Annotated in this window: 18 protein-coding genes; 2 read left to right on the forward strand and 16 right to left on the reverse strand. The window is 70.0% G+C overall.

Annotated elements, in window-relative coordinates; genetic code table 11:
• Positions 1–56: 56 nt before the first annotated feature.
• The 11 genes from OG202_RS19420 to OG202_RS19470 form a co-directional block, all read right to left on the reverse strand.
• Positions 57–1,469: an NAD-dependent malic enzyme gene (locus OG202_RS19420; RefSeq protein WP_326582430.1), complete on the reverse strand. Its 1,413-nt coding sequence runs from the start codon at positions 1,467–1,469 to the stop codon at positions 57–59.
• A gap of 362 nt (positions 1,470–1,831) precedes the next feature.
• Positions 1,832–4,129, reverse strand: coding sequence for a HelD family protein (locus OG202_RS19425; protein WP_327729469.1), 2,298 nt, complete (start codon positions 4,127–4,129; stop codon positions 1,832–1,834).
• Positions 4,130–4,233: 104 nt separating this feature from the next.
• Entirely contained in the window at positions 4,234–5,025 is a 792-nt protein-coding gene (locus OG202_RS19430; protein ID WP_327729468.1) for an anti-sigma factor family protein, read from the reverse strand.
• 29 nt (positions 5,026–5,054) lie between these two features.
• A complete protein-coding gene (locus OG202_RS19435) occupies positions 5,055–5,630 on the reverse strand; it encodes a sigma-70 family RNA polymerase sigma factor (RefSeq protein ID WP_013003188.1) in 576 nt (191 codons plus the stop codon).
• Between the two features lie 290 nt (positions 5,631–5,920).
• On the reverse strand, positions 5,921–6,499 hold the full coding sequence (locus tag OG202_RS19440; RefSeq protein ID WP_327729467.1) for a CGNR zinc finger domain-containing protein: 579 nt from the start codon (positions 6,497–6,499) through the stop codon (positions 5,921–5,923).
• Between the two features lie 366 nt (positions 6,500–6,865).
• On the reverse strand, positions 6,866–8,011 hold the full coding sequence (locus OG202_RS19445; RefSeq protein WP_326582426.1) for a uroporphyrinogen-III synthase: 1,146 nt from the start codon (positions 8,009–8,011) through the stop codon (positions 6,866–6,868).
• 201 nt (positions 8,012–8,212) lie between these two features.
• Complete coding sequence (locus OG202_RS19450; protein WP_327729466.1) at positions 8,213–9,595, reverse strand: nitrate/nitrite transporter; 1,383 nt, start codon at positions 9,593–9,595, stop codon at positions 8,213–8,215.
• Between the two features lie 235 nt (positions 9,596–9,830).
• On the reverse strand, positions 9,831–11,207 hold the full coding sequence (locus OG202_RS19455) for a serine hydrolase domain-containing protein (RefSeq protein ID WP_328223206.1): 1,377 nt from the start codon (positions 11,205–11,207) through the stop codon (positions 9,831–9,833).
• Positions 11,208–11,612: 405 nt separating this feature from the next.
• On the reverse strand, positions 11,613–14,459 hold the full coding sequence (locus OG202_RS19460) for a tetratricopeptide repeat protein (protein ID WP_328223207.1): 2,847 nt from the start codon (positions 14,457–14,459) through the stop codon (positions 11,613–11,615).
• 5 nt (positions 14,460–14,464) lie between these two features.
• Complete coding sequence (locus OG202_RS19465; protein ID WP_328223208.1) at positions 14,465–14,905, reverse strand: hypothetical protein; 441 nt, start codon at positions 14,903–14,905, stop codon at positions 14,465–14,467.
• Between the two features lie 351 nt (positions 14,906–15,256).
• Complete coding sequence (locus OG202_RS19470; RefSeq protein WP_328223209.1) at positions 15,257–15,751, reverse strand: ATP-binding protein; 495 nt, start codon at positions 15,749–15,751, stop codon at positions 15,257–15,259.
• Between the two features lie 215 nt (positions 15,752–15,966).
• On the opposite strand from OG202_RS19470, the gene OG202_RS19475 reads away from it, so the two are divergent.
• Both OG202_RS19475 and OG202_RS19480 read left to right on the forward strand, forming a co-directional pair.
• A complete protein-coding gene (locus OG202_RS19475) occupies positions 15,967–16,818 on the forward strand; it encodes a helix-turn-helix domain-containing protein (RefSeq protein ID WP_326582420.1) in 852 nt (283 codons plus the stop codon).
• Positions 16,819–16,829: 11 nt separating this feature from the next.
• Entirely contained in the window at positions 16,830–17,018 is a 189-nt protein-coding gene (locus OG202_RS19480) for a DUF397 domain-containing protein (RefSeq protein ID WP_326582419.1), read from the forward strand.
• Between the two features lie 7 nt (positions 17,019–17,025).
• Here the strand turns inward: OG202_RS19480 and OG202_RS19485 are convergent, their stop codons facing one another.
• The 5 genes from OG202_RS19485 to OG202_RS19505 all read right to left on the reverse strand — a co-directional run bounded on the left by OG202_RS19485 (position 17,026) and on the right by OG202_RS19505 (position 23,804).
• Positions 17,026–17,874 (reverse strand): hypothetical protein, encoded by an 849-nt coding sequence (locus OG202_RS19485; protein WP_327729460.1) that lies wholly within the window; start codon positions 17,872–17,874, stop codon positions 17,026–17,028.
• Positions 17,875–18,036: 162 nt separating this feature from the next.
• Positions 18,037–19,218, reverse strand: coding sequence for an acyltransferase family protein (locus OG202_RS19490; RefSeq protein WP_328223210.1), 1,182 nt, complete (start codon positions 19,216–19,218; stop codon positions 18,037–18,039).
• On the reverse strand, positions 19,215–21,542 hold the full coding sequence (locus OG202_RS19495) for a glycosyltransferase (RefSeq protein ID WP_443052261.1): 2,328 nt from the start codon (positions 21,540–21,542) through the stop codon (positions 19,215–19,217). The genes OG202_RS19490 and OG202_RS19495 overlap by 4 nt, the downstream gene beginning before the upstream one ends.
• Positions 21,542–22,309: a hypothetical protein gene (locus OG202_RS19500; RefSeq protein ID WP_328223211.1), complete on the reverse strand. Its 768-nt coding sequence runs from the start codon at positions 22,307–22,309 to the stop codon at positions 21,542–21,544. Before OG202_RS19500 ends, OG202_RS19495 begins: the two co-directional genes overlap by 1 nt.
• Before the next feature lie 520 nt (positions 22,310–22,829).
• Positions 22,830–23,804, reverse strand: a complete 975-nt coding sequence (locus OG202_RS19505) for a LysR family transcriptional regulator (RefSeq protein ID WP_327729457.1) — start codon at positions 23,802–23,804, stop codon at positions 22,830–22,832.
• Positions 23,805–23,874 lie beyond the last annotated feature (70 nt).

Genomic DNA, 23,874 nt, shown 5'->3' on the forward strand with positions numbered 1-23,874 from the left:
TCCGGCCCCGCGACGCGCCGATGGCACGGGGCCGTGGCCACCGTCACAGCAAGGGCTCAGGCCGACGCCGCCGCTTTGGCGGCCTCGCGCACCGCGCCGGCGACCGCGCCCGCGACCTTGTCGTTGAAGACGCTCGGGATGATGTAGTTCGCGTTCAGCTCGTCCTCGGTGACGACGTCGGCGAGGGCGGTCGCCGCGGCGAGCATCATCTCCGTGTTGACGGTCCGGGACTGGGCGTCGAGGAGACCGCGGAAGACACCCGGGAAGACCAGCACGTTGTTGATCTGGTTCGGGAAGTCGGAGCGGCCGGTGGCCACGACGGCCGCCGTCTGCCGGGCGACCGCGGGGTCGACCTCGGGGTCGGGGTTCGCGAGCGCGAACACAATCGCGTCGTCGGCCATGGCGGCCACGTCGTCGCCGTCGAGGACGTTGGGGGCGGAGACGCCGATGAAGACGTCGGCGCCGCGCACGGCCTCCTTGAGCGTGCCCGTGAGGCCCTCGGGGTTGGTGTTGTCGGCGATCCAGCGCAGCGGCGAGTCCGCGGCGGCGTCGACCAGGTCGGCGCGGTCGCAGTGCACGACACCGTGGATGTCGGCCACGACGGCGTTCTTCACCCCGGCGGCGATGAGCAGCTTGAGGATGGCCGTACCGGCCGCGCCGGCGCCCGACATGACGACGCGGATGTCCCCGATCGCCTTGCCCGCGACGCGAAGTGCGTTCGTCAGGGCGGCGAGGACGACGATCGCCGTGCCGTGCTGGTCGTCGTGGAAGACGGGGATGTCGAGGGCCTCGCGCAGGCGGGCCTCGATCTCGAAGCAGCGGGGCGCGGAGATGTCCTCCAGGTTGATGCCCGCGAAGCCGGGGGCGATGGCCTTGACGATCTCGACGATCGCGTCGGTGTCCTGGGTGTCCAGGCAGATCGGCCAGGCGTCGATGCCGGCGAACCGCTTGAAGAGGGCCGCCTTGCCCTCCATGACGGGCAGCGCGGCCATGGGGCCGATGTTGCCCAGGCCCAGCACGGCGGAGCCGTCCGTCACGACCGCAACGGAGTTGCGCTTGATGGTGAGGCGGCGGGCGTCCTCGGGGTTCTCGGCGATCGCCATGCAGACGCGGGCCACGCCCGGCGTGTAGATCATCGAGAGGTCGTCACGGTTGCGGATGGGGTGCTTCGACGCCATCTCGATCTTGCCGCCGAGGTGCATCAGGAACGTACGGTCGGAGACCTTGCCGAGCGTCACACCCTCGATGTGGCGCAGCTGCTCGACGATCTCGTCGGCGTGCGCGGTGGAGGTGGCGGCGATGGTGACGTCGATGCGGAGCTTCTCGTGGCCGGATGCGGTCACGTCGAGGCCGGTCACCGAGCCTCCGTGGGACTCGACGGCTCCGGTGAGCTGGGAGACCGCGGTTCCGCTCGCGGGCACCTCCAGCCGGACCGTCATCGAGTAGGAGACGCTGGGCGCCGTTGCCATGGCCGACTTCCTCTGCTTTCGCTGCTACTGCGTTTGCCTCGTTTTGCGGTCCGATCGTCGCACCTACCGCCGGGTAGGCGTTAGCCGTCCGGGGTTGCGAACGTTTTGTTCTCAACAAGAAGAGGTCCACGTCACATTCGACGTGGACCTCTTCTTACGTTCAGTGGCACCGACCCGCCATGCTCGCCTCGCGGCAAGTGGTCGCTCTAAGCGACGAAGGTTGGGCCCGGGGGCTTGGATCGAGCCGGTGCCGTACCCAGGCTAACAAACAGATCCCGTAAGGCCATTCCCGTACGGGAGTTGTTTTTGGGGCGCCAGTTCCCCGCGCCCCCGAAAGGCGGGGGCGCGGGGAACTGGCGCCTTCAGTCGCGCAGCAGGTCGGGGACGCCCCGGGCGTCCGGCTCGTCCCGCTCCCCCGACACCAGGGTCAGCTGTTGGGTCGCCCGGGTGAGTGCGACGTACAGCACACGCAGCCCCGCGGGGCTCTCGTCGGCGATCTCCGCCGGTGAGACCACCACCGTCGCGTCGTACTCCAGGCCCTTCGCCTCCAGGCTGCCGAGGGCGACGACGCGGTCGCCGAGGCCGGCCAGCCAGCGGGCGGCCTCGTCGCGGCGGTTCATGGCGACGACGACACCGACCGTGCCGTCGACGAGGTCCAGCAGGCGGGCGGCCTCCGCGCGGACCGTGCGGGACAGGGATTCCCGTGCGGCCGTGACGAAGCGGGGCTCGACGCCCGTGGAGCGGACCGCCGAGGGGGATTGCGAGCCGGGCATCGCCAGCGCCAGCACCTTCGCCGCCAGTTCGGCGATCTCGGCCGGGTTGCGGTAGTTGACCGTCAGGGTGAAGCGGCGGCGGGGGCGGGTGCCCAGGGCCTCGTCGCGGGCCTCGGCCGCCTCGTCCGGGTCGGACCACGACGACTGGGCGGGGTCTCCCACGACCGTCCAGGTGGCATGGCGGCCGCGGCGGCCCACCATCCGCCACTGCATCGGCGTCAGGTCCTGCGCCTCGTCGACGATGACGTGCGCGTACTCGGTCCGCTCCTGCGCCAGCCGCTCGGCCCGCTCCCGCTGGGTCTCCTCGCGTACGGGCATCAGCTCGTCCAGGCCCGTGAGCTGGTCCAGGGGGTCGAGCTCGCGTTTCTTCCTCGGGCGGGCCGGGAGACCGAGGATCGCCTGGAGTTCGTCGAGCACGGCGATGTCGTGGACCGAGAGGCCGTCCCGCTTCAGGGAGCGGGCGACCCGGCGGACCTCGCTCGGATTGAGGATGCGCCGGGCCCAGCGGCCGAGGCGGCGCTCGTCGGCCATGGCGGCCAGCACCCCGCGCGGGGTCAGCTCGGGCCACCAGGCGTCGAGGAAGGCGATGAAGTCGTCCTCGCTCGCGATGTCCTCGTCGAAGGAGGAGCGCAGCTCGGCGGCCAGTTCGGGGTCGGTGTGGCGGCCGGCCGCACCCGACCGGGCCCACAGGGCGTCCAGGAGCAGCTTGCGGGCGCGGGGGCGCAGGAGATTGACGGGAGCCGTGCCGCCGAGCGCGTTGTGGCGGACGCGGTCCAGTTCGGGGGCCTCCAGTTCCAGACGGCGGCCGAAGGCGACGACGCGGAGGCGGGTGGGCGCGTCGCTCGACTCCAGCGCGCCCCGGGCGGCCTTCCGCAGCACCTTGAGCATGCGGTACGAGCCCTTGGCGCGGGCCACGGCCGGGGAGTCGTACAGCGTGGCCTCGGCGCCGTCGACCAGCGAACCGATCGCGCGGATGGCGACCTGGCCCTCCTCGCCGAGGGAGGGCAGGACGCCCTCGGTGTACGCGACCAGCAGCGGGGTCGGGGAGACGATCAGGATGCCGCCCGCGTACCGGCGCCGGTCCTGGTAGAGGAGGTACGCGGCGCGGTGCAGGGCGACGGCCGTCTTGCCCGTGCCCGGGCCCCCCTCGACGTACGTCACGGAGGCGGCGGGGGCCCGGATCACCAGGTCCTGTTCGGCCTGGATGGAGGCCACGATGTCGCGCATGGTGTGGCTGCGGGCCTGGCCGAGGGCGGCCATGAGGGCGCCGTCGCCGATGACGGCCAGCTCACCGCCGTCGAGGGAGGCCTTCAACTCGGGGCGCATGAGGTCGTCCTCGACTCCGAGCACCTTGCGGCCCTTGGAGCGGATGACCCGGCGGCGTACGACGCGGCCGGGGTCGACCGGGGTCGAGCGGTAGAAGGGGGCGGCCGCCGGGGCCCGCCAGTCGATGACCAGCGGCGCGTACTCCGAGTCCAGGACACCGATGCGGCCGATGTGGAGGGTCTCGGCGATGTCGGCGGTGTTGTCGGGGCGGACCGCGCCCTCGGCCGGTTCGACGGCGGTGTACGCGCCGTCCGGGCCCTTCTTGCCGTCCCTGCCGAGCAGCAGGTCGATACGGCCGAAGAGGAAGTCCTCGAACTCGTTGTTCAGGCGGTTCAGATGGACGCCGGCGCGGAAGACCTGGGCGTCCCTCTCGGCGAGCGCACCCGGGGTGCCGACCTGACCGCGCTTGGCCGCGTCGTTCATCAGGAACTCGGCCTCGTGAATCTTCTCCTCGAGACGCCGGTACACCCGGTCCAGATGTTCCTGTTCGACGCCGATCTCCTTCTCACGCACCGAGTCGTGAGCGGAGTCGAGCGTTTCCTGCTGAACCTGAGCGGCCACCCGGGCCCCCTTCTGACGTGCTGGGCAGCCGTCTACCGTACGCGAAAAGGACCCCGACAGGCTATGTGCCCGACCGGGGTCCGTTCGCCGCTTGTCTCAATCCGTCACGCCTTGACCGAGACGAGCTTCTTCCCGCTGAAGGTCAGGACCTCGAAGTGGTCGATCTCGTCAGGGGTGAAGGCGGCTCCGCCGTGGACGTAGAGCGGGTTCTTGGCCTGCTCGGTCTTGGCGTTCTTGATGCCGTAGCCCCATTCCGGGACGGACCAGGAGGTGACCGTCTCGCGCTCGCCGTTCTTGCCGACGGCGATCAGCGAGCACTTCTCCGGACCCTTGACGTTCTTCAGCTCCAGGACCGCGTGCGTGCCCCAGGCCTTGGACTCCATGCCGACCGTGGCGCTGACCTGGGTGGACGCGTCGGTCCCCGAGACCTTGTCCTTGGCCTTCATGTGCATGAAGGAATCCTTGGCCGGGCTGGAGAGCACATTGGCGTTCTGTGACGCCTCGTCCCCGCCGCCCGTCGTCGCGAACACCGCCGTCGGGCCGCCGACGATCAGGGCGACGCCGGCCGCCAGCATGAAGAAGTTCCGTCGGCTCTTCTTCGCGCGGTGCTGGACGACCTCGCCGACCAGTCGGTCCGCGAGTCCCGTGGTCGGTTTCGCGGACAGGGACTCGCCGATCGCCGGTGTGCCCTGGGCGGCGGGCAGGTCCGCGAGCGCGGCCAGCATCGGTTCCATACCGGCCAGCTCGTCCAGCTGCTGACCGCACCACTCGCACGTGGCGAGGTGCATCTCGAACTGGGTGGCTTCGGCGTCGTCCAGTATCCCGAGGGCGTAAGCGCCGACGGTTTCATGGATGTTGTCGCCGGAACCTTGGGCTCCTTGCACAGACCCGGGCATTCCCGGTCCATACCCCCCGTAGATGTTGCTCATGCCGTCACCCCGCGCTCCTCTAGAGCCAGCTTCATCGACCGCAGGGCGTAGAACACCCGGGAGCGGACGGTGCCACTGGGGATGCCAAGCGTCTCGGCCGCCTCATTGACCGTACGCCCTTTGAAATAGGTCTCGACCAGGACCTCCCTGTGGGCAGGGGTCAGGTCGTCCAGCGCGTCCGACAGTGTCATCAGCCACAACGCCTTGTCGATCTCGTCCTCCGCGGGGATGACCTCCAGCGGCGACGGGTCGACCTCCTGCGGCCGGGCCTGCCGGCTGCGGTGGCCGTCGATGACGATGCGGCGTGCGACCGTCACCAGCCAGGGGCGTACCGATCCGGTCGCTCGATTGAGCTGACCGGCGTTCTTCCAGGCCCTGATGAGAGTTTCCTGCACAACGTCCTCGGCACGCTGGCGGTCGCCCGCGACCAGACGCAGCACGTACGCGAGCAAGGGTCCAGCGTGCTCGCGGTACAGCGCGCGCATCAGCTCCTCGTCTGGCTCTGAGGGCTGTGATGCGCGATGTCGGGCCCTGTGCGGGCGTTCATCGGCCACAGCGGAATCCTTGCGCACGGCTACCTCCGGTGTCCGGGGGTTCCCCCAGTCGGTCGCTCACATCGGGATACGTAGGTAATCAGTTGTGTGTTCAGAGTTGAGCCACAACTTTCTCGATTCAACGCGGGGAAGGTGGGGCCAGTGGGGGACAAGTGTGTCCATATCCGCGCTTAAACCGGCACGCATGGGCGGGAATTGTGAAGACACCCGCGTCGCGATGTGAAAAACAGCACTGCTGCTTCTTTACGGAGACCAGACGTTTGCCCAACTGCCGGACCGGGTAAGGCGGATGGGCATTTCCGCCCCAACTACGCGCGGGCCAGGCCTGCTCGGCGGCGATGGCGGGCCACGCGTTCGCGGTTGCCGCAGATCTCGCTGGAGCACCAACGGCGGCGCCGGCCGCGGGAGGTGTCGACGTACACGATGGGGCAGTTGTCGCCCGCGCACTGGCGCAGGCTCGCGCAGGCGTCCGGGTCGGTGAGCAGCTCCACGGTGTCGCGGGCGAGCAGGGCGAGCAGGGTCGAGCACTCCGGGGTGTGGTCCAGGGCGCGGGTGAGGGTGCCGTCGGCGGTGCGGACGGCGCGGGGGGCCGGAGTCGCCGCGCGGGCCAGTTCGTTGACCCTCGCCAGGGAGATGTCGAAGGGGCGGGAGTCGGGCTTGCGGTCCGGTTCGGCGCGGACCAACCGGCCGATGTGTCCGCGGAGTTCTCGGAAGCCGACGAGCCAGTGCGGGGCGATGTGGTCGAGGGGGGTGCCCTCGGGGACCAGGCCGGCGGCGGTGATCCAGGTGCGCAGGCTGTCCGGGGAGTCGAGTTGTTCCTCGGGGTGGGTGGTCGCGAGGAAGTCCAGGCAGAGGTGGCCGCAGTCGAAGCGGGGGGCGTGTGCCATGTGCCTGTCACCGCCTTGGGTTCGCCGGCCGGTGGGGGTGCGCCTCAGGGGTACGTACCCCCTACAGTGCCTGGGCGCACCCTGGGCTGGAACCCTTCGGTGTCCGGGCGGATTTGCTCGCCCCCGCCGCCCCTGCCCGTCCCTCCCCAGGGGCTGCGCCCCTTCGACCCCCGGCTGCGGGCCCGGTGGGGCTTCTCCCGCAGTTCCCCGCGCCCCTCAGAAGAGGGGCTGCGCCCCTTCGACCCCCGGCCGCGGGCAGGGTGGGGGCTGGTCGCGCGGTTCCCCGCGCCCCTGAGAAAGCAGGGGCTGCGCCCCGTGCTTTTCCACCACGAATCGCCCGCGGCCGAACGACCCGCCGTACTCCCCCTACGCGTCGTACTTCGTGTCCGCCGCCGGGTCCAGGGCCAGGCGGTAGCCGCGTTTGACGACGGTCTGGATCAGTTTCGGGGTGCCGAGGGCCGTGCGGAGGCGGGCCATGGCGGTTTCCACGGCGTGTTCGTCGCGGCCGGCGCCGGGGAGGGCTTTGAGGAGGTCGGAGCGGGCTACGACCCAGCCCGGCCGGCGACAGAGCGCGCGCAGCAGGGACATGCCGGCCGGGGGGACGGGGCGGAGGGCGCCGTCGACGAGGACCGCGTGGCCACGGATCTCCACGCGGTGGCCGGCGATGGGCAGCGTGCGGGCGCGGCCGGGCAGTTCCTGGCAGAGGAGCTGGACGAGGGGGCCGAGGCGGAAGCGCTCGGGCTGGACCGTGTCCACGCCGTGGGCCTGGAGCGGAAGGGCCGTCACCGGGCCGACGCAGGCGGGGAGGACGTCGTGGTTGAGGGCGTTGAGCAACTCCGGGAGCAGGCCCCGGTCCTCGGCACGGGAGAGCAGGGACGCCGCCGCCGGGGCGCTGGTGAAGGTGAGGGCGTCGAGACCGCGGCAGACCGCGGAGTCGAGGAGACGGTCCACGGGGGTGATGTCCTCGGGGGGCATCCAGCGGTAGACGGGCACGCCCACGACCTCCGCTCCCGCGGCGCGCAGTGATTCCACGAAGCCGGGGAGCGGTTCGCCGTGGAGCTGGATGGCGACCCGGCGGCCTTCCACACCGTGCTCCAGCAGACGGTCCAGTACTTCGGCCATCGATTCGGAGGAAGGGGACCACTCCTCCGTGAGACCCGCGGCCCGGATCGCGCCCTTCACCTTCGGTCCGCGTGCCAGGACTTCGACGCCCCGCAGCCGGTCCAGAAGGGCCTCGCCCAGGCCCCAGCCGTCCGCCGCCTCGACCCAGCCGCGGAAACCGATGGCGGTCGTCGCCACCACGATGTCGGGCGCCTGGTCGAGCAGGTCCTTGGTCGCGGCGAGCAGCTCGCTGTCGTCGGCGAGCGGCACGATGCGCAGCGCGGGGGCGTGGACGACCACGGCTCCGCGGCGCTGGAGGAGCGCCCCGAGCTCGTCGGCCCGGCGGGCGGCCGTGACCCCCACGGTGAACCCCGCGAGCGGCCCGTGTTCCGGCTGCGCTGTCCGATCCATCAGATGCGTCCTGTCTGGTCGATCGGCTCGATCTGATCGCTCGGGTCGCTGTTCGTCGTACATGGCTCTCGTCCCGCACTCGAGTCGTTGTACCTGGCTGGGGCACCTACATGCCGAACGAGCCTGTCAACGGTGCGTGACAGGCTCGGTTCGGGATGATGTCGCTGGTGTTACGTCACGCGTGTCACCGCATGGGCGATGTCACACCTCGGCGTAGCTGAGCTGCGGCTTCGCCTCCGTCGTGGCCGTCGTCGTAGAGGCGTTCGAGGCCGAGCGGCGAAGGTATACGGCCCAGGTCACCGCGAAGCAGAGCCCGTAGAAGGCGAGGAAGGCGACGAAGGCGCCGGTGCCGGACCCGACCGAGAGGAAGGACTGCCGGAAGGCCAGGTTGATACCGAGGCCGCCGAGCGCGCCCACCGCACCGATGATGCCCATGGAGGCACCGGAGAGACGGCGTCCGTAGGCCGCGGCCTCCTCGCCCTCCAGGCCCTTGGCGAGGGCCTTGGCCTGGAAGATGCCCGGGATCATCTTGAAGGTGGAGCCGTTGCCGAGTCCGGTGAGGACGAAGAGCGCGATGAACGCGGTGGTGAAGAGCGGCAGCGACTTCTGCATGGAGGCGATGACGATGATCCCGGTGGCGGCGGCCATGCCGACGTAGTTCCACAGGGTGATCTTGGCGCCGCCGTACTTGTCGGCGAGCGCGCCGCCGAGGGGGCGGATCAGCGAGCCGAGCAGGGGGCCGATGAAGGTGACGTAGGCGGACTCCAGGGGCGTACGGCCGAACTGGGTCTGCAGGACGAGGCCGAAGGCGAAGCTGTAGCCGATGAAGGAGCCGAAGGTGCCGATGTAGAGGAAGGACATGATCCAGGTGTGGGCCTCCTTCACGGCGTCCTTCGCGGCACCGGTGTCGTTCTTCACGGACGAGATGTTGTCCATGTAGACCGCGGCGAGGACGGCGGCGATGACGATGAAGGGGATGTAGATCCCGAGCAGCACGCGCGGGCCGCCACTGGCTCCGATGACGGCGAGACCGATGAGCTGCACGACCGGGACACCGATGTTGCCGCCGCCCGCGTTGAGACCGAGCGCCCAGCCCTTCTTCCGCAGCGGGAAGAAGGCGTTGATGTTCGTCATGGAGGAGGCGAAGTTGCCGCCGCCGATGCCGGCGAGCATCGCGCAGATCAGGAACGTGTTGAACGAGGTCCCCGGCTCCATCACGACGAAGGCCGCGACGGTCGGGACGAGCAGCAGGCTCGCCGAGACGATCGTCCAGTTGCGTCCGCCGAAGATCGCCACCGCGAAGGTGTACGGGATGCGGACGATGGCGCCGACCAGCGTGGCCATCGAGACGAGGAAGAACTTGTCGGCCGGGGTGAGACCGTACTCGGGGCCCATGAACAGGACCATCACCGACCATACGGTCCAAATGGAGAAGCCGATGTGCTCGGAGAGGACCGAGAAGATGAGGTTGCGGCGGGCGACCTTCTCACCGGTCTCGTTCCAGAAGGCCTCGTTCTCCGGATCCCAGTGTTCGATCCAGCGGCCTCCCCTGCTTGCGGCGGGGGCTGTGCTCGGGGCTGTCATGACGCCTCCACGGTTCTCCGGCTCGGTCCTGCAAAGGGGGTGATGAGGGGTGATGAGTCCCGAAGGTAGGGACAGCGCGTTTCCTGCCTGTGGCACCGGGTGACCGGAAAGGAACTTTGCTCTCACGGATGCGTGGACCGGCCGGTGAGGAATCGGTGAGCCAATCGCCACAGAGCACCACATCGGGCCTGCGCCGAGGGACTCGCCGCAGGCCCGCAAGGGGGTCAGGGCCTTCTCACGCCACCTTCGGCGCGGCCCGCATGCCAATGTAGGCACACCGGGTGCCGTCGCTCAGCGTGGCGAAGACCACAGGCATCCAGTCCTCCGCGAACGAGGCGCCGCCGCCCGCGCCGGCGAAGACCGTCTCCGACAGGGGGACGAGCTCCATCTCCAGGTCCGGCGAGTAGCCGACCATGCCGTCGACGAAGGCGTAGGTGAGGTGCGGGGTGCCGTTCCTCTCGCCGATCGTGATGACGACTCCCTCCCTCTTGTACGTACCGGTCCAGGGCGTGATGTCGACGGCGGGCGGCTCGGCGGCCGGGGCGAACGGCGCGGGCATAGTGATTCCGGCCAGCTCCGCCATCAGCTCGCGCAGCAGATCGGCGTAGAGCAGGCGGGAGGAGCCGCCGTTGGTGAGCAGCGCGACGGCGACACCCTCGGTCGGCACCACCCGGAGGAAGGCGTACTGCCCGGTCGCGGCGCCGTCGTGCCCGTGGCCCGGGACGCCGTCCCAGTCGTACAGCGTCCAGCCGAGGCCCCAGCCGTCGGCGCTGACCGTCCACTTGTCGGGGACGTCGGTCTCCCGGGCCCGCATGGCGGTCACGGTCTCGGGGCGGAGGATCCCGCCACCGCCGTCGAGGTGGGCCTTGGCGTACCGGACGACGTCTCCTGCGGTGGCGAGCACCCGGGCGCCCGGTCCGGCCGCGCGCGGCATCAGGTCCCAGGCCGGCGCCGGGACCTGCGTCCCGTCCTCCCCCGCCAGGTGGCCCATGGCCACGCGGAACGGCAGCGCCTCCTCCGGCAGCGTCATGGTGTGCGCCAGCCCGAGCGGCGCGAACACCCGCTCCTTCAGCGCCTGGTCCCAGGTCAGCCCGGTCAGCACCTCGACGATCCGGCCGAGCACGACGTACCCGATCCCGCTGTACGACACCGCCGTACCCGGCGGGCAGTCCATCGCCACGCCCTTGGCGGCCTCGACGTACCTGGCGATCGCGTCGTCACCGCGCCCCGTGTCGATATGGAAGTCGCAGGTCAGGCCGCTGGTGTGGGACAGCAGCATGCGGGGCGTGATGACCTCGGTGGCCGCCGGGTCGACCGTCGCGAACTCCGGCAGCACCTTCACCACCGGGACGTCCAGGTCGAGTTCGCCGGACTCCACCAGCTGCATGACGAGGGCGGCCGTGTAGACCTTCGCGATCGAGCCGAGCTGGAAGACGGAGTCCGTGGTCGCCTCGACGCCGGTCGCCCGGCTGAGCACCCCGCTCGCCAGCTCGTGGACCTCGCCGTCGACGAGGAAGGCGAGGGTCGCACCGGGGACGTCGTGGGTGGCGCGGAGGGTGTCGAGGCGGCGCTGCCAGTGGGCGAGGTCGGGGGTGCGGGGGGTGTGCGACATGGCTTGTCCCTTCGAGGGTGGTGTCTGGTTCGGCTCTGGTTCGGCCGTTGCCGCACACTGTGCGGCAACGAGGAACACTGTACGCATCGCGAACAGTGTGCGCAATGACGTACGTCGTTCCGATGAGGGCCGGGACGAGGCCGACGTGAAGACCGGGACCTGAAGGCCGGACATGAAGGAGGGCCGCGTACGGCGGATGCCGTGCGCGGCCCTCGGGCACGAGGTGTGTGTCGTCAGAGACGGGTCGCCGGGCCGCCCAGGACCCACTGGAGGCCGCATGCTCGGCGAGCGCCCGGTAGATGCTGGCGACGGAAGGGTCTGCCCCTTGCGCTTGTCGGTGGGGATGCGACGCGTCGGGTACCAGGCAGCATCACACCCTGGCCTGGCCGGCGTCCGCTGGCTGGATCACTCCCTCGGAGGGGCCGTACCGGTGAGTCGACGACGTACCTGTTCCGCCTCCCAGGTGCGGTGCAGTAGCTCCAGCACCATGGCCAGCAGTTCCAACGAAGCCTGGAGCTGGACGGTGAACGACGCAGGGTCTTCTGCAGCCAGTCGGTCGAACAGGTCTGCTGCCTCTTCCGCCGCAGGCAGCGTCCCGGGCAGAACACACCCTTGGCCCGCTTCCAGTCCCGACCATGCCAAGAGCAGAAGCGAGTTGGCCAGCTCCGGGTTGGGCCCAGACTCGTCGCCGGTCGTGAGAAGCCGATAGATCTCGACTGCCTGATTCAACGCGGCCACCGCCTCCCCGAACCGTGATGCTTCACGCAAAGCGAGGCCGAGGCTGTTCAGCACCGTGGCTTCGCGGTGGCGGTCGCCGGTCTCCCGATAGATGTCGGCTGCCTTCGTCAGGGTGTTGATCGCCTCACCGAACCGCCGTACCTCCTGCAAGGCACGGCCGAGGTTGTTCAGCACCATGGCTTCGCTGTGGCGGTCGCCGAACTCCCGATAGATGGCGACGGCCTTCGTCAGGGTGTCGATCGCCTCACCGAACCGCGACACCAGCTGCAGTACACCGCCGAGGTTGTTCAGCGCCGTGGCTTCGGCGTGGCGGTCGCCGGTCTCCCGATAGATGGCGACGGCCTTCGTCAGGGTGTCGATCGCCTCCCCCGACCGCCGCACCTCCTGCAAGGCGACGCCGAGGTTGGTCAGCACCCCAGCTTCGCTGTGGCGGTCGCCGAACTCCCGGTAGATAGCGACGGCCTTCGTGTGGGCGTCGATCGCCTCACCAAACCGCCGCATCTCCCTCAAAGCACGGCCGAGGTTGTTCAGCGCCGTGGCTTCGGCGTGGCGGTCACCGAACTCCCGATAGATGGCGACGGCCTTCGTCAGGAAGTCGATCGCCTCACCGAACCGCCGCACCTCCTCCAAAGCGAAGCCGAGGTTGCCAAGCGTCTTGCCTTCGCTGTGGCGGTCGCCAAGCTGTCGATAGAGGTCGGCTGCCTTCGTGTGGGCGTCGATCGCCTCACCGAACCGCCGCACCTCCTGCAAGGCGAGGCCAAGGTTGCCAAGCGTCCCGCCTTCGCCGTGGCGGTCGCCGAACTGTCGATAGATGTCGACTGCCTTCGTGTGGGCGTCGATCGCCTCACCGAACCGCCGCACCTCCTGCAAGGCGAGGCCAAGGCTAGTCAGCGCCATGGCTTCGCGGTGGCGGTCGCCGGTCTCCCGATAGATGTCGGCTGCTTTCGTCAGGGTGTCGATCGCCTTACCGAACCGCCGCACCTCCCGCAGGGCGACGCCGAGGTTGTTCAGCGCCATGGCTTCTCTATGGCGGTCACCGAACACACAGACGATGGTCAGGACTGTGGTTGTGACAGTGATCAAGTCGTGAAAGCGGCGATGGTGATTCAGGTAATTGGCGAGGGAGGATCCGAGGGATACGGCGGTGGTCGGGTGACCGAGGGCCAAAGCGGTAGTGGCCGTGGGGATCAGGTTGGCATATTCGGCGTCCAGCCACTGCAGAGCGGCTTTCCGATCTTCGAAGCGGGAAGAGCGAGGCTGCGGACGGAGGCCTAGGTGGGTGTCGGCTGCGGCAGTGGTGGTCTCGTAGTGGGTGAACAGCCGCGTCCGGGCGCTCTGGCGCAGGTGGGGACCGTCGTGGGTGTGTCCGAGTTCATCGGCAAACAGGCGGACCAGGTCGTGCATGCGCCAGCGGCCCCAGCCAGCTGCTGGCCCGATCAGGTGCGCTCGGGCCAGAGCCAGCAGGAGCTGCTTCGTTTCGTACAGGCCCAGGTCGGCCAGGTGGGCTGCGGCTTCAGTGGACAGGTCGGGGCCGAGGTTGAGAGGCAGCAGCCGAAAGAGCCGGGCGCGGTCCGCGTCGAGGAGCCGGTAGGACAGGCCGAAGCTGGCCCGTACGGCTCGGTCATCTAACGCCAGCCCGCCCAGTCTCCTGTGCTCAACCTCCAGATCCTCCACAAGATCGGCTGCAGGACGGGTGGGGAACTCGGCCAGGAGAGCAGCGGCAATGCACAGGGCCAGCGGCAGGCCCGCGCACAGCCGGATGATCGTCGCGGTTGCGTTCGGGGCGTCGGCCAGCCGCGTGTCACCGTCCCTGGCACAGCGCAGTTCCCGTTCGAGGAGGGCGGCAGAGGCATCCTCGTCGAGGACGTCCAGGTCGTGGTGGCGTGCGTTGCGCAGGGTGAGCGCTTGGCGGGAGGTGACCAGGGTGGCGGTGGTGCCGTCGGTGGGCAGTAGCGGGCCGGCCTGCTCGGTGCTGGCGGCGTTGTCGATGATCACCAGGATGCGTCGGCCCTGCTTGGCGAAGGCGGCCAGTACGCTGCGGTACAGGCGCTGCCGGTCCTGCAGCCCCTCGGGGATGTGCTCGCCGGGCATGCCCAGCGCGCGCAGCCACCCGTCCAGGGCCTTCTCCGGGGACACGCTGCGTTCGGGGTCGTAGCCGGCCATGTCGACGAACAGGATCCCGCCGGGGAACCAGCCCGGTTCCTTCAGCGCGCGGTGGGCGGTCTGCGCCACCAGCTCGGTCTTGCCGATACCGGCCAGCCCCGAAACCGCCGTCACCAGCACCGGCTTCTGCTCTTCCGTGCCGCCGGGCACCAGCCCTTTCAGGAGCTGGTCGAGGTGGTCGTCACGGCCGGTGAATGCCTGCGAGACTTCGGGCAGCCCGGACAGCGCCAGGGGGACCTGTGGCGGCAGATGCACGGTGATGTCCCGGCCCTGGATGACCGTGTGGAGGAACACTCCGCCGCTGATGTAGTTGTTCGTGCCGTCTGTCCGGTCGTCTTCCTGAGGTTCCATCCCGGTCAGCCCCCGACCAGCGGAGTGCCGTTATCGGGATCCGCCTCCGGTGGCTGCGGCGGTGAAGTGGTGAAGGAGACCCCGGTGAAGTTCCCGCCCTGTAGCACCGGACCGTTCTGGGTGCCCCCGCTGATCGTGTTGTGCACACTTCCTTGACTGTGCACCTTTTTCGCTTGCCCGTGCCAGGTCGCAAGGTCGGTACGGAAGCCGGGGTCCCGTTCGGCCCGACGCTCCAGCGCCTTGCTGAGCTTCCGGGCGCGCTGCCCGCTGTCCGGGTCCTGCTGCAGCTCCTCCAGTTCGGCGACCCCGGAACCCGCCGTTGCATCCGCCCCGTTGGCGCCGTCAGCGCCCCGGAACGGGCGCCGGACCAGCGCGGACAGCCCATCCCACGTCTGCCGGCCGAGTTCCCCGCCCGCACCGCCGGCCAGCGCCGCCAGCAGCCCCACCGAAACCGGATCCACCTCAGACCACCCCTCACCTTACGTAACTTCCATGTCACCAATCGTGAGACGAAGGCGGGTAAAACGTGGTTCCCTCCGGCACCATCCTGAATTCCGCAACTGACCGTAAGGACAGCGCTCGTGGCCGTTCCGCCCCGGCATGTCCCGGTCACAGCGGCGCATGGTGCGGTCCGGTCCGATGAACACGCCGAGGCCCTCGAGGCGGACCTGCTCCGCCACTACGGCGCGGACCTGCTCGACTGGCACCGCGGCTGGCTCTCCTCCCACCGGCTCGCGGTGCGCCCCGACCGGTCTTCAAGGATTCTTCGGGCGGGGCGAACACTGCGGTGGACCGGATCAGGTCGTCCGCCACGCATCGGGCTCCGCCCCTGCCCCGCCCAGCTCGAACCACATCAGCTTCCCTCCGCCCCTCCCGAGAGTCCCGCCCTCCACCGGCCAGCACCCCCACCGGTCGGCGCACTGCCGGATGAGGAAGAGGCCTCGGCCGTGGTCGATGTCCGTCGAGGGGGAGGGTGGGACCGGCGCGGCATCGGGGTCGTCGAACGGAGGAGGGACGTACGCGCTGTCGTCCCAGACGAAGACCCGCAGGCGCCCGCCGCCGAGGGCGACCAGACGTACGGAGGAGGGGCCCTTGGTGTGCTGGTACGCGTTGGTGACCAGCTCCGAGGTCAGCAGTTCGGTGACGTCGACGATCTCGTGGAGGCCGTGGCTCGACAGGATCGCCCGTACGGTCACCCGGGCGATGCGGGCGGCCCGGGGGTCACAGGGCAGGCGCAGGGCGTACTTCCAGCATTCGGGCGAACGGGAGTCGAGCGGGGATACGGTGACCATGAACGCCTCCGGGGAGGAAGGGGACTTGGGCTCGCTCAACAGCCATGGCTCAGCGGTGGCAGTGCCTGGGGTGGTGCGCTTCCGGCTTACAGGCGGGGCCAGTTGGGCGGTACGTGTCCACCGTAGGACAGATGGTTAGATGGATCTAACCAAACTAACTGAATGCATCACCGTTTCACTCTTGTGAGGGATGCACACCGCTGAGGGGAGATGTCGTGCCGCCCACGAACAGTCCTACGCTGCGCCAGCGGAGACTGGGCGCCGAGCTGCGTAAACTCCGCGAGCGCGCAGGGCTGACCGCGACCGGTGCCGCCACACTGCTTGGGGTCAACCAGGCGCGCGTCAGCATGATGGAGACCGGCCGCACCCCCATCAGCGCCGACCGAGTGCGCTCCATGGCCCGGGCTTACGACTGCTTCGACGAGGCGTACGTCGACGCGCTGGCAGCGATGACGGGACGGCGGACGCGTGGCTGGTGGGAGGAGTATCGCGAACACCTCCCGGCCAGCTTGATCGACCTCGTGGAGCTTGAACATCACGCGGCCTCACTACGGGTGGCCCTGTTCGTCCATATTCCCGCGCTGCTCCAGACCACCGAACACGCCCGGGCACTCTTCCGGACGGTGGTCCCCCCACTGCGGCAGCACGAGATCGAGCACCGTCTGACTCACAGGATCAAGCGACAGGGAATCCTCTACCGGAGCAGCCCCACCCCGTATCTGGTCACCATCCACGAGGCGGCTCTGAGGATGGGATTCGGCGGCCGAGCCGTGGCCGTCGAACAGCTCAGGCACCTTGTCGACATGAGCGAACTCCCCCATGTCACCATCCGGGTCATCCCCTTCGGCGATGCGAGCTTCCCAGGCGCGGGGCAAAGCATCACCTACGCAGCCGGACCCGTTCTCCAGGTTGACACCGTGCAATTGGACAGCCACCACGGTTGCGAGTTTCTGGACAGTGAGGCCCAGCTCGCCAAGTACCGATCAGTGATCGACGGCCTGGAGGCTTGCGCCCTCGCGCCGGAGAAGTCCCGAGATCTGATCCACAGCATCGCGAACGACCTGTGAAAGGCACCGGCATGTCCAGGCTTCACTGGCAGAAGTCCACCTATTGCGGCGACGCCTCCAACTGCGTCAACCTCGCCACCGCCCCCACCGGACACATACTCCTCCGGGAAAGCGACACCCCCACCACCATCCTCACCACCACCCCAGCCCCCCTCCGCTCCCTCATACGGACCCTCAAGGGAGCGGAGGTGAAGAGGTGAAGAAGGGTCAGCTCGACGCCTCGCCCACATAGCTCAGCGTGTCCGTGCCGCCGGCCTCCCAGGTGATGACCACGTCGTCGCCGGAGCGGCGGACCGTGGCGAAGGTGACGTCGTCGTCGCTGACGTTCTTCGAGGCCATGGGGGTGAGGGCCATGCGGAAGTTGTTGTCGTCGCGGTACTTGCCGACGCCGGTCATGATGCCCTTGCCGCCGACCATGTCGATGTAGGACAGCGGGTGCTGGCCCTTGCCCTCGCCGGTGGTCTGCTCGGCGCCGATCGTCAGGGTTCGGGCCTCGTCGTCCTGCCACTGGCCCTCGACACCCTTGGCGGGCGCGGTGCTCGAACCGCCGTCGTCCAGACCGCCGTCGGGCGTGGTGGCCTCGTCCGTCGCCTCCTCGGTGGCCTCCGACTCGGACGGGCTCTCGGACTCGCTCGCCTGCGCCGAGACACTCTGGCCGGGCTTGGCCGTGCTCTCGTCGTCCCCGTTGCTCGTGAGGAGGAAGACGCCCCCGCCGATCACCGCGAGCGCCGCCACGGCGGCCACGACGATCAGCGCGACTTTGCCTCCGCCACCACCGGAGGGCGGGGGCGGCGGCGGGTAACCCCCGTACTGGGGGCCGTAGTTGGGCGCCCCCGGCATACCCGGCGCCCCGTACGGCTGCTGCGGAGCCGTCCCGTACGGCTGCTGCGGAGCCGTCGCGTACGGGTTCGGCGGCTGACCGGGGACCTGCCCCGGGGCCGGCGCCTGGCCGGGCACCTGGCCGCCGGGCGGGGGCGTGTACGGCCCCGGGTACGGCTGCTGCGGCGGCTGGGCGCCGTAACCGTCGTACGGCGGCTGGCCGGGAGGCTGAGTCATCGGCGGGGGTCACTCCTTGAGTCGTCGACGAGGCAAGAAGTGCGCGGAACACCTGCCTCCAGCGAGCCCAACATCCACCACCCGCTCAGTCGTACGCAAGTGCGTATCCCGGTTGGTTACGCGGTCAATACATGACCGACCGTCCCCAAGCTCCCCGCCGCTTCACGACCTTCGCGGACTCCGCCCGCGCCCCGCACCGTTCGGCCACAACCTCGGCCTCCGCCGGGCCGCCAGATCCTCCGCCCAGCCGAAGGCGACGACGCAGCAGGCGATCAGCAGCCAGGTCACGACCAGCACGGGCCAGACGCTCTCCAGCAGCCACGGGACGTTTTGTTCGAGGAACACCACGCTCCACAGCCGGTCCCACTGGGTCGCGGCGATCAGGATGCAGGTGTTGTGCCAGAGATAGATCGTCACCGCACGGGAGTTGAGGAGGGTGATCAGCCCGTCCCAGCGGCGCAGCCGCCCCGGCCACTCCTGCCACGACGGGCTGATGTGCAGCAGGAGTGCCACCGTGGCCAGGGACCACAGGGACTGGGCGAACGGCATGCTGTCCAGGTCGTTGCCGTTGCCGAAGTCGTGGTTCAGGGCGTACCAGAGGCCGAGCAGGGCGATCGCCGGGGCGACGGACGGGACGATGTACCGGGGAAGGCGCTTGAGCAGGCCCTCCTGGTGGGCCATGCCGAGGATCCAGCAGGCGCCGAAGGTGCTGAAGTCCGTCAGTCCCGACGCGAACCGCTCGCCGGGGATCTCCAGCCGGCCCAGCTCGAACACCCCGGCCAGCGCGATCGGCGCGAAGACCGTCACCAGCGGCACCGCCCGCAGCGCGCGGAGCAGGACCGGGGAGAGGACGACGTACCAGAGGTAGGCGCGGACGTACCAGAGGGGTCCGGCCAGCTCCACGGCCCAGTCCGCGCCGATGAGGCCGTGCACCCCGGGCAGGCCCTCGGCGTACGGCGGGTCGCTGATCGGGAGGATCCAGAACATGAGGTGGAACCACCACCAGAGCGGATGCCCGTCCGCGTCCGGCCCCCAGCCCTGGGCCACCATCCCCGTCACGCCCACGACGCCCAGCAGCCACACCGGCGGCAGCAGCCGGCGGAGCCGGCCGCGGATGACGGCCGGTGCCGGGCGCTTCAGCGAGCGCGCCATGAGGTTGCCGGCGAGCGCGAACATCACGCCCATGGAGGGGAAGAGCAGGGGCAGCCAGGCCCAGCCGGTGAGGTGGTAGAGGACCACCCGGAAGAGGGCGAGGGCCCGCAGGAGGTCGAAGTAGCGGTCCCGGCCGGGGGCGGCCGGGGCGGGCGGGCTCTGGGGCGTCGAGTCCTGTGTGAGCGTGCTCATCCGACCGGCCTCCGCTCTCCCGACTGCGGCTGCGGTACGGCGGCCGCCTGTTCCTGCGGCTCGCCCGGCAGCCCCACGGCCCCCGTCCGGCGCAGCTTCTGCCAGCGCAGCCGGCCGCCGGTCAGCGCCGTGATCCACGACTGCAGCAGGACGACGTACATGAGCTGGCGGTAGAGGATCTGCTGGAGCGGGAGCGAGATCAGGTGCGTCATGCGCTCCTTGTCGAGGTGGAACGCCAGCGCCGCGCACACCACCTGGACGGCCAGGACGCCCAGCCAGGCGCCGATCGTCTTCTCCGTGGGCCCGAAGATCAGCCCGTAGAGCAGGAACACGTCGATGAGCGGGGCCAGCAGGGGGGCCACGACCATGAACAGCGACACCAGCGGCAGGCCCACCCGCCCGAAGCGGCCGGAGTCGCCGCGGTCGAAGAACGAGCCCCGGTGCTTCCAGATCGCCTGCATGGTGCCGTACGACCAGCGGTAGCGCTGCGACCACAGCTGCTGGACGGATTCGGGGGCCTCGGTCCAGGCCCGCGCGTTCTCGGCGTAGACGACGTGCCAGCCGTCGCGGTGCATGGCCATGGTGATGTCGGTGTCCTCGGCGAGCGTGTCCTCGCTCATGCCGCCGACGCGTTCGAGGGCCTCGCGGCGGAACGCGCCGACCGCGCCGGGGATCGTCGGCATGCAGCGCAGGACGTCGTACATCCGGCGGTCGAGGTTGAAGCCCATCACGTACTCGATGTGCTGCCAGGCGCCGATGAGGGTGTCCCGGTTGCCGACCTTGGCGTTGCCCGCCACCGCGCCGACCCGGGGGTCGGCGAAGGGCTGGACCAGCTCGCGGACGGTGGAGCGTTCGAAGACCGTGTCGCCGTCCATCATGACGATCAGGTCGTGCCGGGCGTTGGCGATGCCCCGGTTGAGGGCGGCCGGCTTGCCCGCGTTGAGCTGCCGTACGACGCGGACGCCCGGCAGGTCCTGGCTCAGCTCCTCGACGATCCGGGCCGTGCCGTCGCTGGAGCCGTCGTCGATGACCAGCACCTCGATGGGATGGTCGCTCGCCACCAGCGAACGGACCGTCTTCTCGATGCACTTGGCCTCGTTGTACGCGGGGACGAGCACCGACACCGCTTCCGTGACGGGCCCGTCCGGACCCCAGCGGAAGTTCCGGCGGCGGACCCGGCGGGCGTGCGCGATCGACAGGATCAGCATCAGGCCGAAGCGGGCGAGGACGAGGACGCCGACGACCGCGAGGGCGACGACGAGGACGCTCGTCGTCCTCTCCGAGACCTGCACCAGCGTCACCCAGACCTTGCCCTTCACCAGGCCGAGGCCGGTGACCGGGGTGTGCGCGGTGGGCGCCTTGAGGGCTTCGGTCAGGGTGTCGAACTTGTAGCCCTTGACCTGGAGTCGGGGAATGTACCGGTCCAGCGCGGCGACGGTCTGCGAGCGGTCGCCGCCGGAGTCGTGCATCAGCACGATCGCGCCCTCGCCGCGCTCCGGCATGGACCGGCGGATGATCACGTCGGTGCCCGGCCGCTGCCAGTCCTGGCTGTCGGTGTCGCTGACGACGGTGATGTAGCCGCGGCTGCCGATGTACCGCGTCACCGGCCAGGTCCGGTTGTCCATGCGCTCCGAGAACGACGAGTACGGCGGCCGGAACAGCGAGGTGCGGATGCCGGCGGCGCCTGCGAGCGCGAGCTGGTTCTGGGACAGCTCCCAGTCGATGCGGTCCTTGGTCTGGAGCGAGAGGTCCGGGTGGTTGAAGGTGTGCAGGCCGATCTCGTGGCCCTCGTCGACCATGCGCCGGACCAGGTCCGGGTAGCGCGAGGCCATCGTGCCGGTGATGAAGAAGACGGCCTTGGCGTCGTGCTTCTCCAGCATGTCCAGGACCTTGGGGGTCCAGGTGGGGTCCGGCCCGTCGTCGAACGTCAGGACCAGCTCGTAGTCGGGCACGTCGAGGCTGCGCTGCTGTCCGGAGCGGGTGTCGATCACGGGCCCGCCCTTCAGTATTTTCTTCGGCACCTCGTCGTTCGACACGGGCGGCTGGACCCGGTGGTCCGCGAGGATCTCGCTGTGCACGTAGCCGCGCAGCATGAGCATGGCCATCAGGGCGAGGAGCAGCACGCAGGGCAGCAGATAGCGCAGCGGCACACGCCGCCCGGAACGCTTCCGCGGGCTCTTCCGCGGGCTCTTCCGCGCACGCTTCGAGGAGTCGTTCACCGTGCTGTCGGAGGTGCCGCCCTCCCCGCTCTGCGACGAACGCGGTACGCGGGTACGGCTCTTGGCGGCACGCCAGGGCGTGCCGCCGCGTGGGGAGCGGGTCATCAGGCGGGGCTCTCCGGGTTCTGCGGGCTCTGCGGGCTCGACGGCTCCTGCGGGCTCTGTGAGCTCTCCGACGTCGACGGCGCGGGCTCGACGGGCGCCGGCGACGCCGGGCCATCGGCGACGGTGTCCGTGCCGGAGCCCGGAGCGGGGGCGGCGGAGTCCGAGGGCTGAGGCGACGGCGAGGCCGAGGGGCTGGGATCGACCTTCGGCGGCTCGGACGCGGAGGCGGACGGCTCGGGATCCTTCACGCTGGTGCTCGGCTTCGGCTGCGGCTGCGGCGCCACACTGGCGCTGGGGCCGGCCGAGGGCCTGGCGCTCACGGACGTCTCCGGCCGCTTGGCCCTGCCCGACGAACCGGTCGGCGACTTGCCGCCGGGCGAGGAGGTCGCTCCCGTACGGCCCGCGCCCGGACCCGAGTCCGGTACGAGGCCCTCCGCGGTGTCGGCCAGGTCGTCCGACTCGGCCGGCAGCGGAGGTGTGTCCACCTTGCCCGCCGGCTTGTCGGCCTTCTGCATCGGTACCGGCAGCCAGGGCGCGTCCGAGTTGCCCGACACCAGCGTGCCGACGATGACCACGGCGTACGCCGCGCAGGCGGTGCCGACGGCGATACCGAGCCGCCGGTAGAGGTTCCTGCGCCGTCCCGACTCGTCGACGAAGACCGGACCGTCGGAGTCCTGACCGGCACCCGCCGCGTCCCCGTCCTTGCCGGCGTGCCTGCCCGGCTTGTCGTCCACTTCACGCCCGACACCGTCGAGTTGGACGGTCACCTCGTGCGGATCGTGATTCCGGCCGGGCTGGTCGGGCTGTTCCCAGGGCGCCGGAACGACACCGGACCGCCCCGCCGCCCCGGAGGCCCCGGCCACTCCGGAAGCCCCGGCAAGTCCGGCAGCCCCCGAAGGCTTGGCAAGTCCGGCAGCCCCCGAAGGCTTGGCGGCCCCGGATGCGCTCGGCTGTCCGTGGGCCCCCGCCCCGTGGTCCCTCTCCACCCGGGACACCGCTCCCGTTCTGCCGGCGGCCTCGGGCCAGACCACCTCGTCCGCCGAGCCGCTACCACCACGGCCTCGGTCAAGGCCCTCGCCATCGGTCCGCTGCGGCTGAATGCCCTTGGGCCAGTTCTCGACGTGCACGCACTTCCCCCCACGGGATCGTTCCGGGTGCGTGTCCGATGGCTGGCTGTCGCACTTTCCTGTACCGGACCGGGCCCCCACCCGATCCGGGGCGCCCCGCACATCACACGCACCTGGATCAACGAATGTAGGGGTGGGAGAGATGTGCACGTGTGTGATGTCAGGTGAAGGTCATCATGATGAGTGCATCTGTGACCGGAATCCACCCGTCCTCCGGATCTGACAGCCATACTTCCGCCCCCGCCAATTCGGCGGCGGCCCGCCGCAACGCGTCGAGCCCCGGATGGGCGAGCCCCTTCCGCCACACCAGCGAGACGGGCGACAGCGGTACGGGGGCGACGAGCGGCCGCGACACCGTGCCCGGCATGGGCGGGAAGTCCACCACCGCCAGCACCGGCGTCCTCGTCTTGGCCATGATCCGCTGGAACTCCTCCTCCCCCACGGCCAGCGGGGCGGGCGCCGCGACCTCGATCCCCCGCCCCTCGAACAGTCGCTCGGCCAGATCCGTCCACTCCGGCGTACGGGGATTCCCGGCCCCCGCGTACACCCGCTCACCCGCGAGTTCCGCCAGCGGTACGGCGTCCAGCCCGGCCAGCCGGTGGTCCTCGGGCAGGATCACCGTCATCGGCTCGTAGCGCACCGGCTGCTGTTCGAGCCGTGCCCGCACCGCCGGTTCGAGCCCCGCGAACCTCCCGAACGACACGTCCAGCCGCCCCGCGAGGATCTCGGCCGCCGCATGGGTCAGCCCGCTCTCGTACCGCGCCATCAGCTCCAGCTCCGGCACGAGCTCCCGGGCCCGGCGCAGCACCCGCACCCCCGTGGCCAGCCCCGGCGAGTTCAGATCCACCAACAGGGGCCGCACCTGCCGAAACGCGGCCACCAGCTCCTCCTGCGCCGCCAACACCCGCCGCGCATGGGGCACCAGCCGCTCCCCGTCCCCCGTCAGCGCCACCTGCCGAGTACTCCGCACGAACAGCTCCACCCCCAACTCCCGCTCCAGCCGCCGGACATCGCGACTGAGCGCCTGCTGGGCGACATAGAGCCGAGCGGCAGCCCGGGTGAAGTGCAACTCCTCGGCGACGGTGAGGAACGCGCGGAGAAGGCGGGGCTCGACGGCATAGGGGGCAGCGGACATCCGGCGAATTTACAACCGGGGTGCGTGAATGGCCACGGAGTAGGTGTTGGACGGTGGATCACGGGCCGGG

Source organism: Streptomyces sp. NBC_00310 (assembly GCF_036208085.1).
Classification (GTDB): domain Bacteria; phylum Actinomycetota; class Actinomycetes; order Streptomycetales; family Streptomycetaceae; genus Streptomyces.

Bases quoted from the DNA above. Each gene is read 5' to 3' on its own strand.
- OG202_RS19450 (WP_327729466.1), bottom strand. From the start codon at position 9,595: ATGACAGCCCCGAGCACAGCCCCCGCCGCAAGCAGGGGAGGCCGCTGG.
- OG202_RS19470 (WP_328223209.1), bottom strand. From the start codon at position 15,751: ATGGTCACCGTATCCCCGCTCGACTCCCGTTCGCCCGAATGCTGGAAG.
- OG202_RS19455 (WP_328223206.1), bottom strand. From the start codon at position 11,207: ATGTCGCACACCCCCCGCACCCCCGACCTCGCCCACTGGCAGCGCCGC.
- OG202_RS19430 (WP_327729468.1), bottom strand. From the start codon at position 5,025: ATGCCCGGGTCTGTGCAAGGAGCCCAAGGTTCCGGCGACAACATCCAT.
- OG202_RS19485 (WP_327729460.1), bottom strand. From the start codon at position 17,874: ATGACTCAGCCTCCCGGCCAGCCGCCGTACGACGGTTACGGCGCCCAG.
- OG202_RS19460 (WP_328223207.1), bottom strand. From the start codon at position 14,459: ATGGAACCTCAGGAAGACGACCGGACAGACGGCACGAACAACTACATC.
- OG202_RS19490 (WP_328223210.1), bottom strand. From the start codon at position 19,218: ATGAGCACGCTCACACAGGACTCGACGCCCCAGAGCCCGCCCGCCCCG.
- OG202_RS19495 (WP_443052261.1), bottom strand. From the start codon at position 21,542: ATGACCCGCTCCCCACGCGGCGGCACGCCCTGGCGTGCCGCCAAGAGC.
- OG202_RS19445 (WP_326582426.1), bottom strand. From the start codon at position 8,011: ATGGATCGGACAGCGCAGCCGGAACACGGGCCGCTCGCGGGGTTCACC.
- OG202_RS19505 (WP_327729457.1), bottom strand. From the start codon at position 23,804: ATGTCCGCTGCCCCCTATGCCGTCGAGCCCCGCCTTCTCCGCGCGTTC.
- OG202_RS19480 (WP_326582419.1), top strand. From the start codon at position 16,830: ATGTCCAGGCTTCACTGGCAGAAGTCCACCTATTGCGGCGACGCCTCC.
- OG202_RS19420 (WP_326582430.1), bottom strand. From the start codon at position 1,469: ATGGCAACGGCGCCCAGCGTCTCCTACTCGATGACGGTCCGGCTGGAG.
- OG202_RS19440 (WP_327729467.1), bottom strand. From the start codon at position 6,499: ATGGCACACGCCCCCCGCTTCGACTGCGGCCACCTCTGCCTGGACTTC.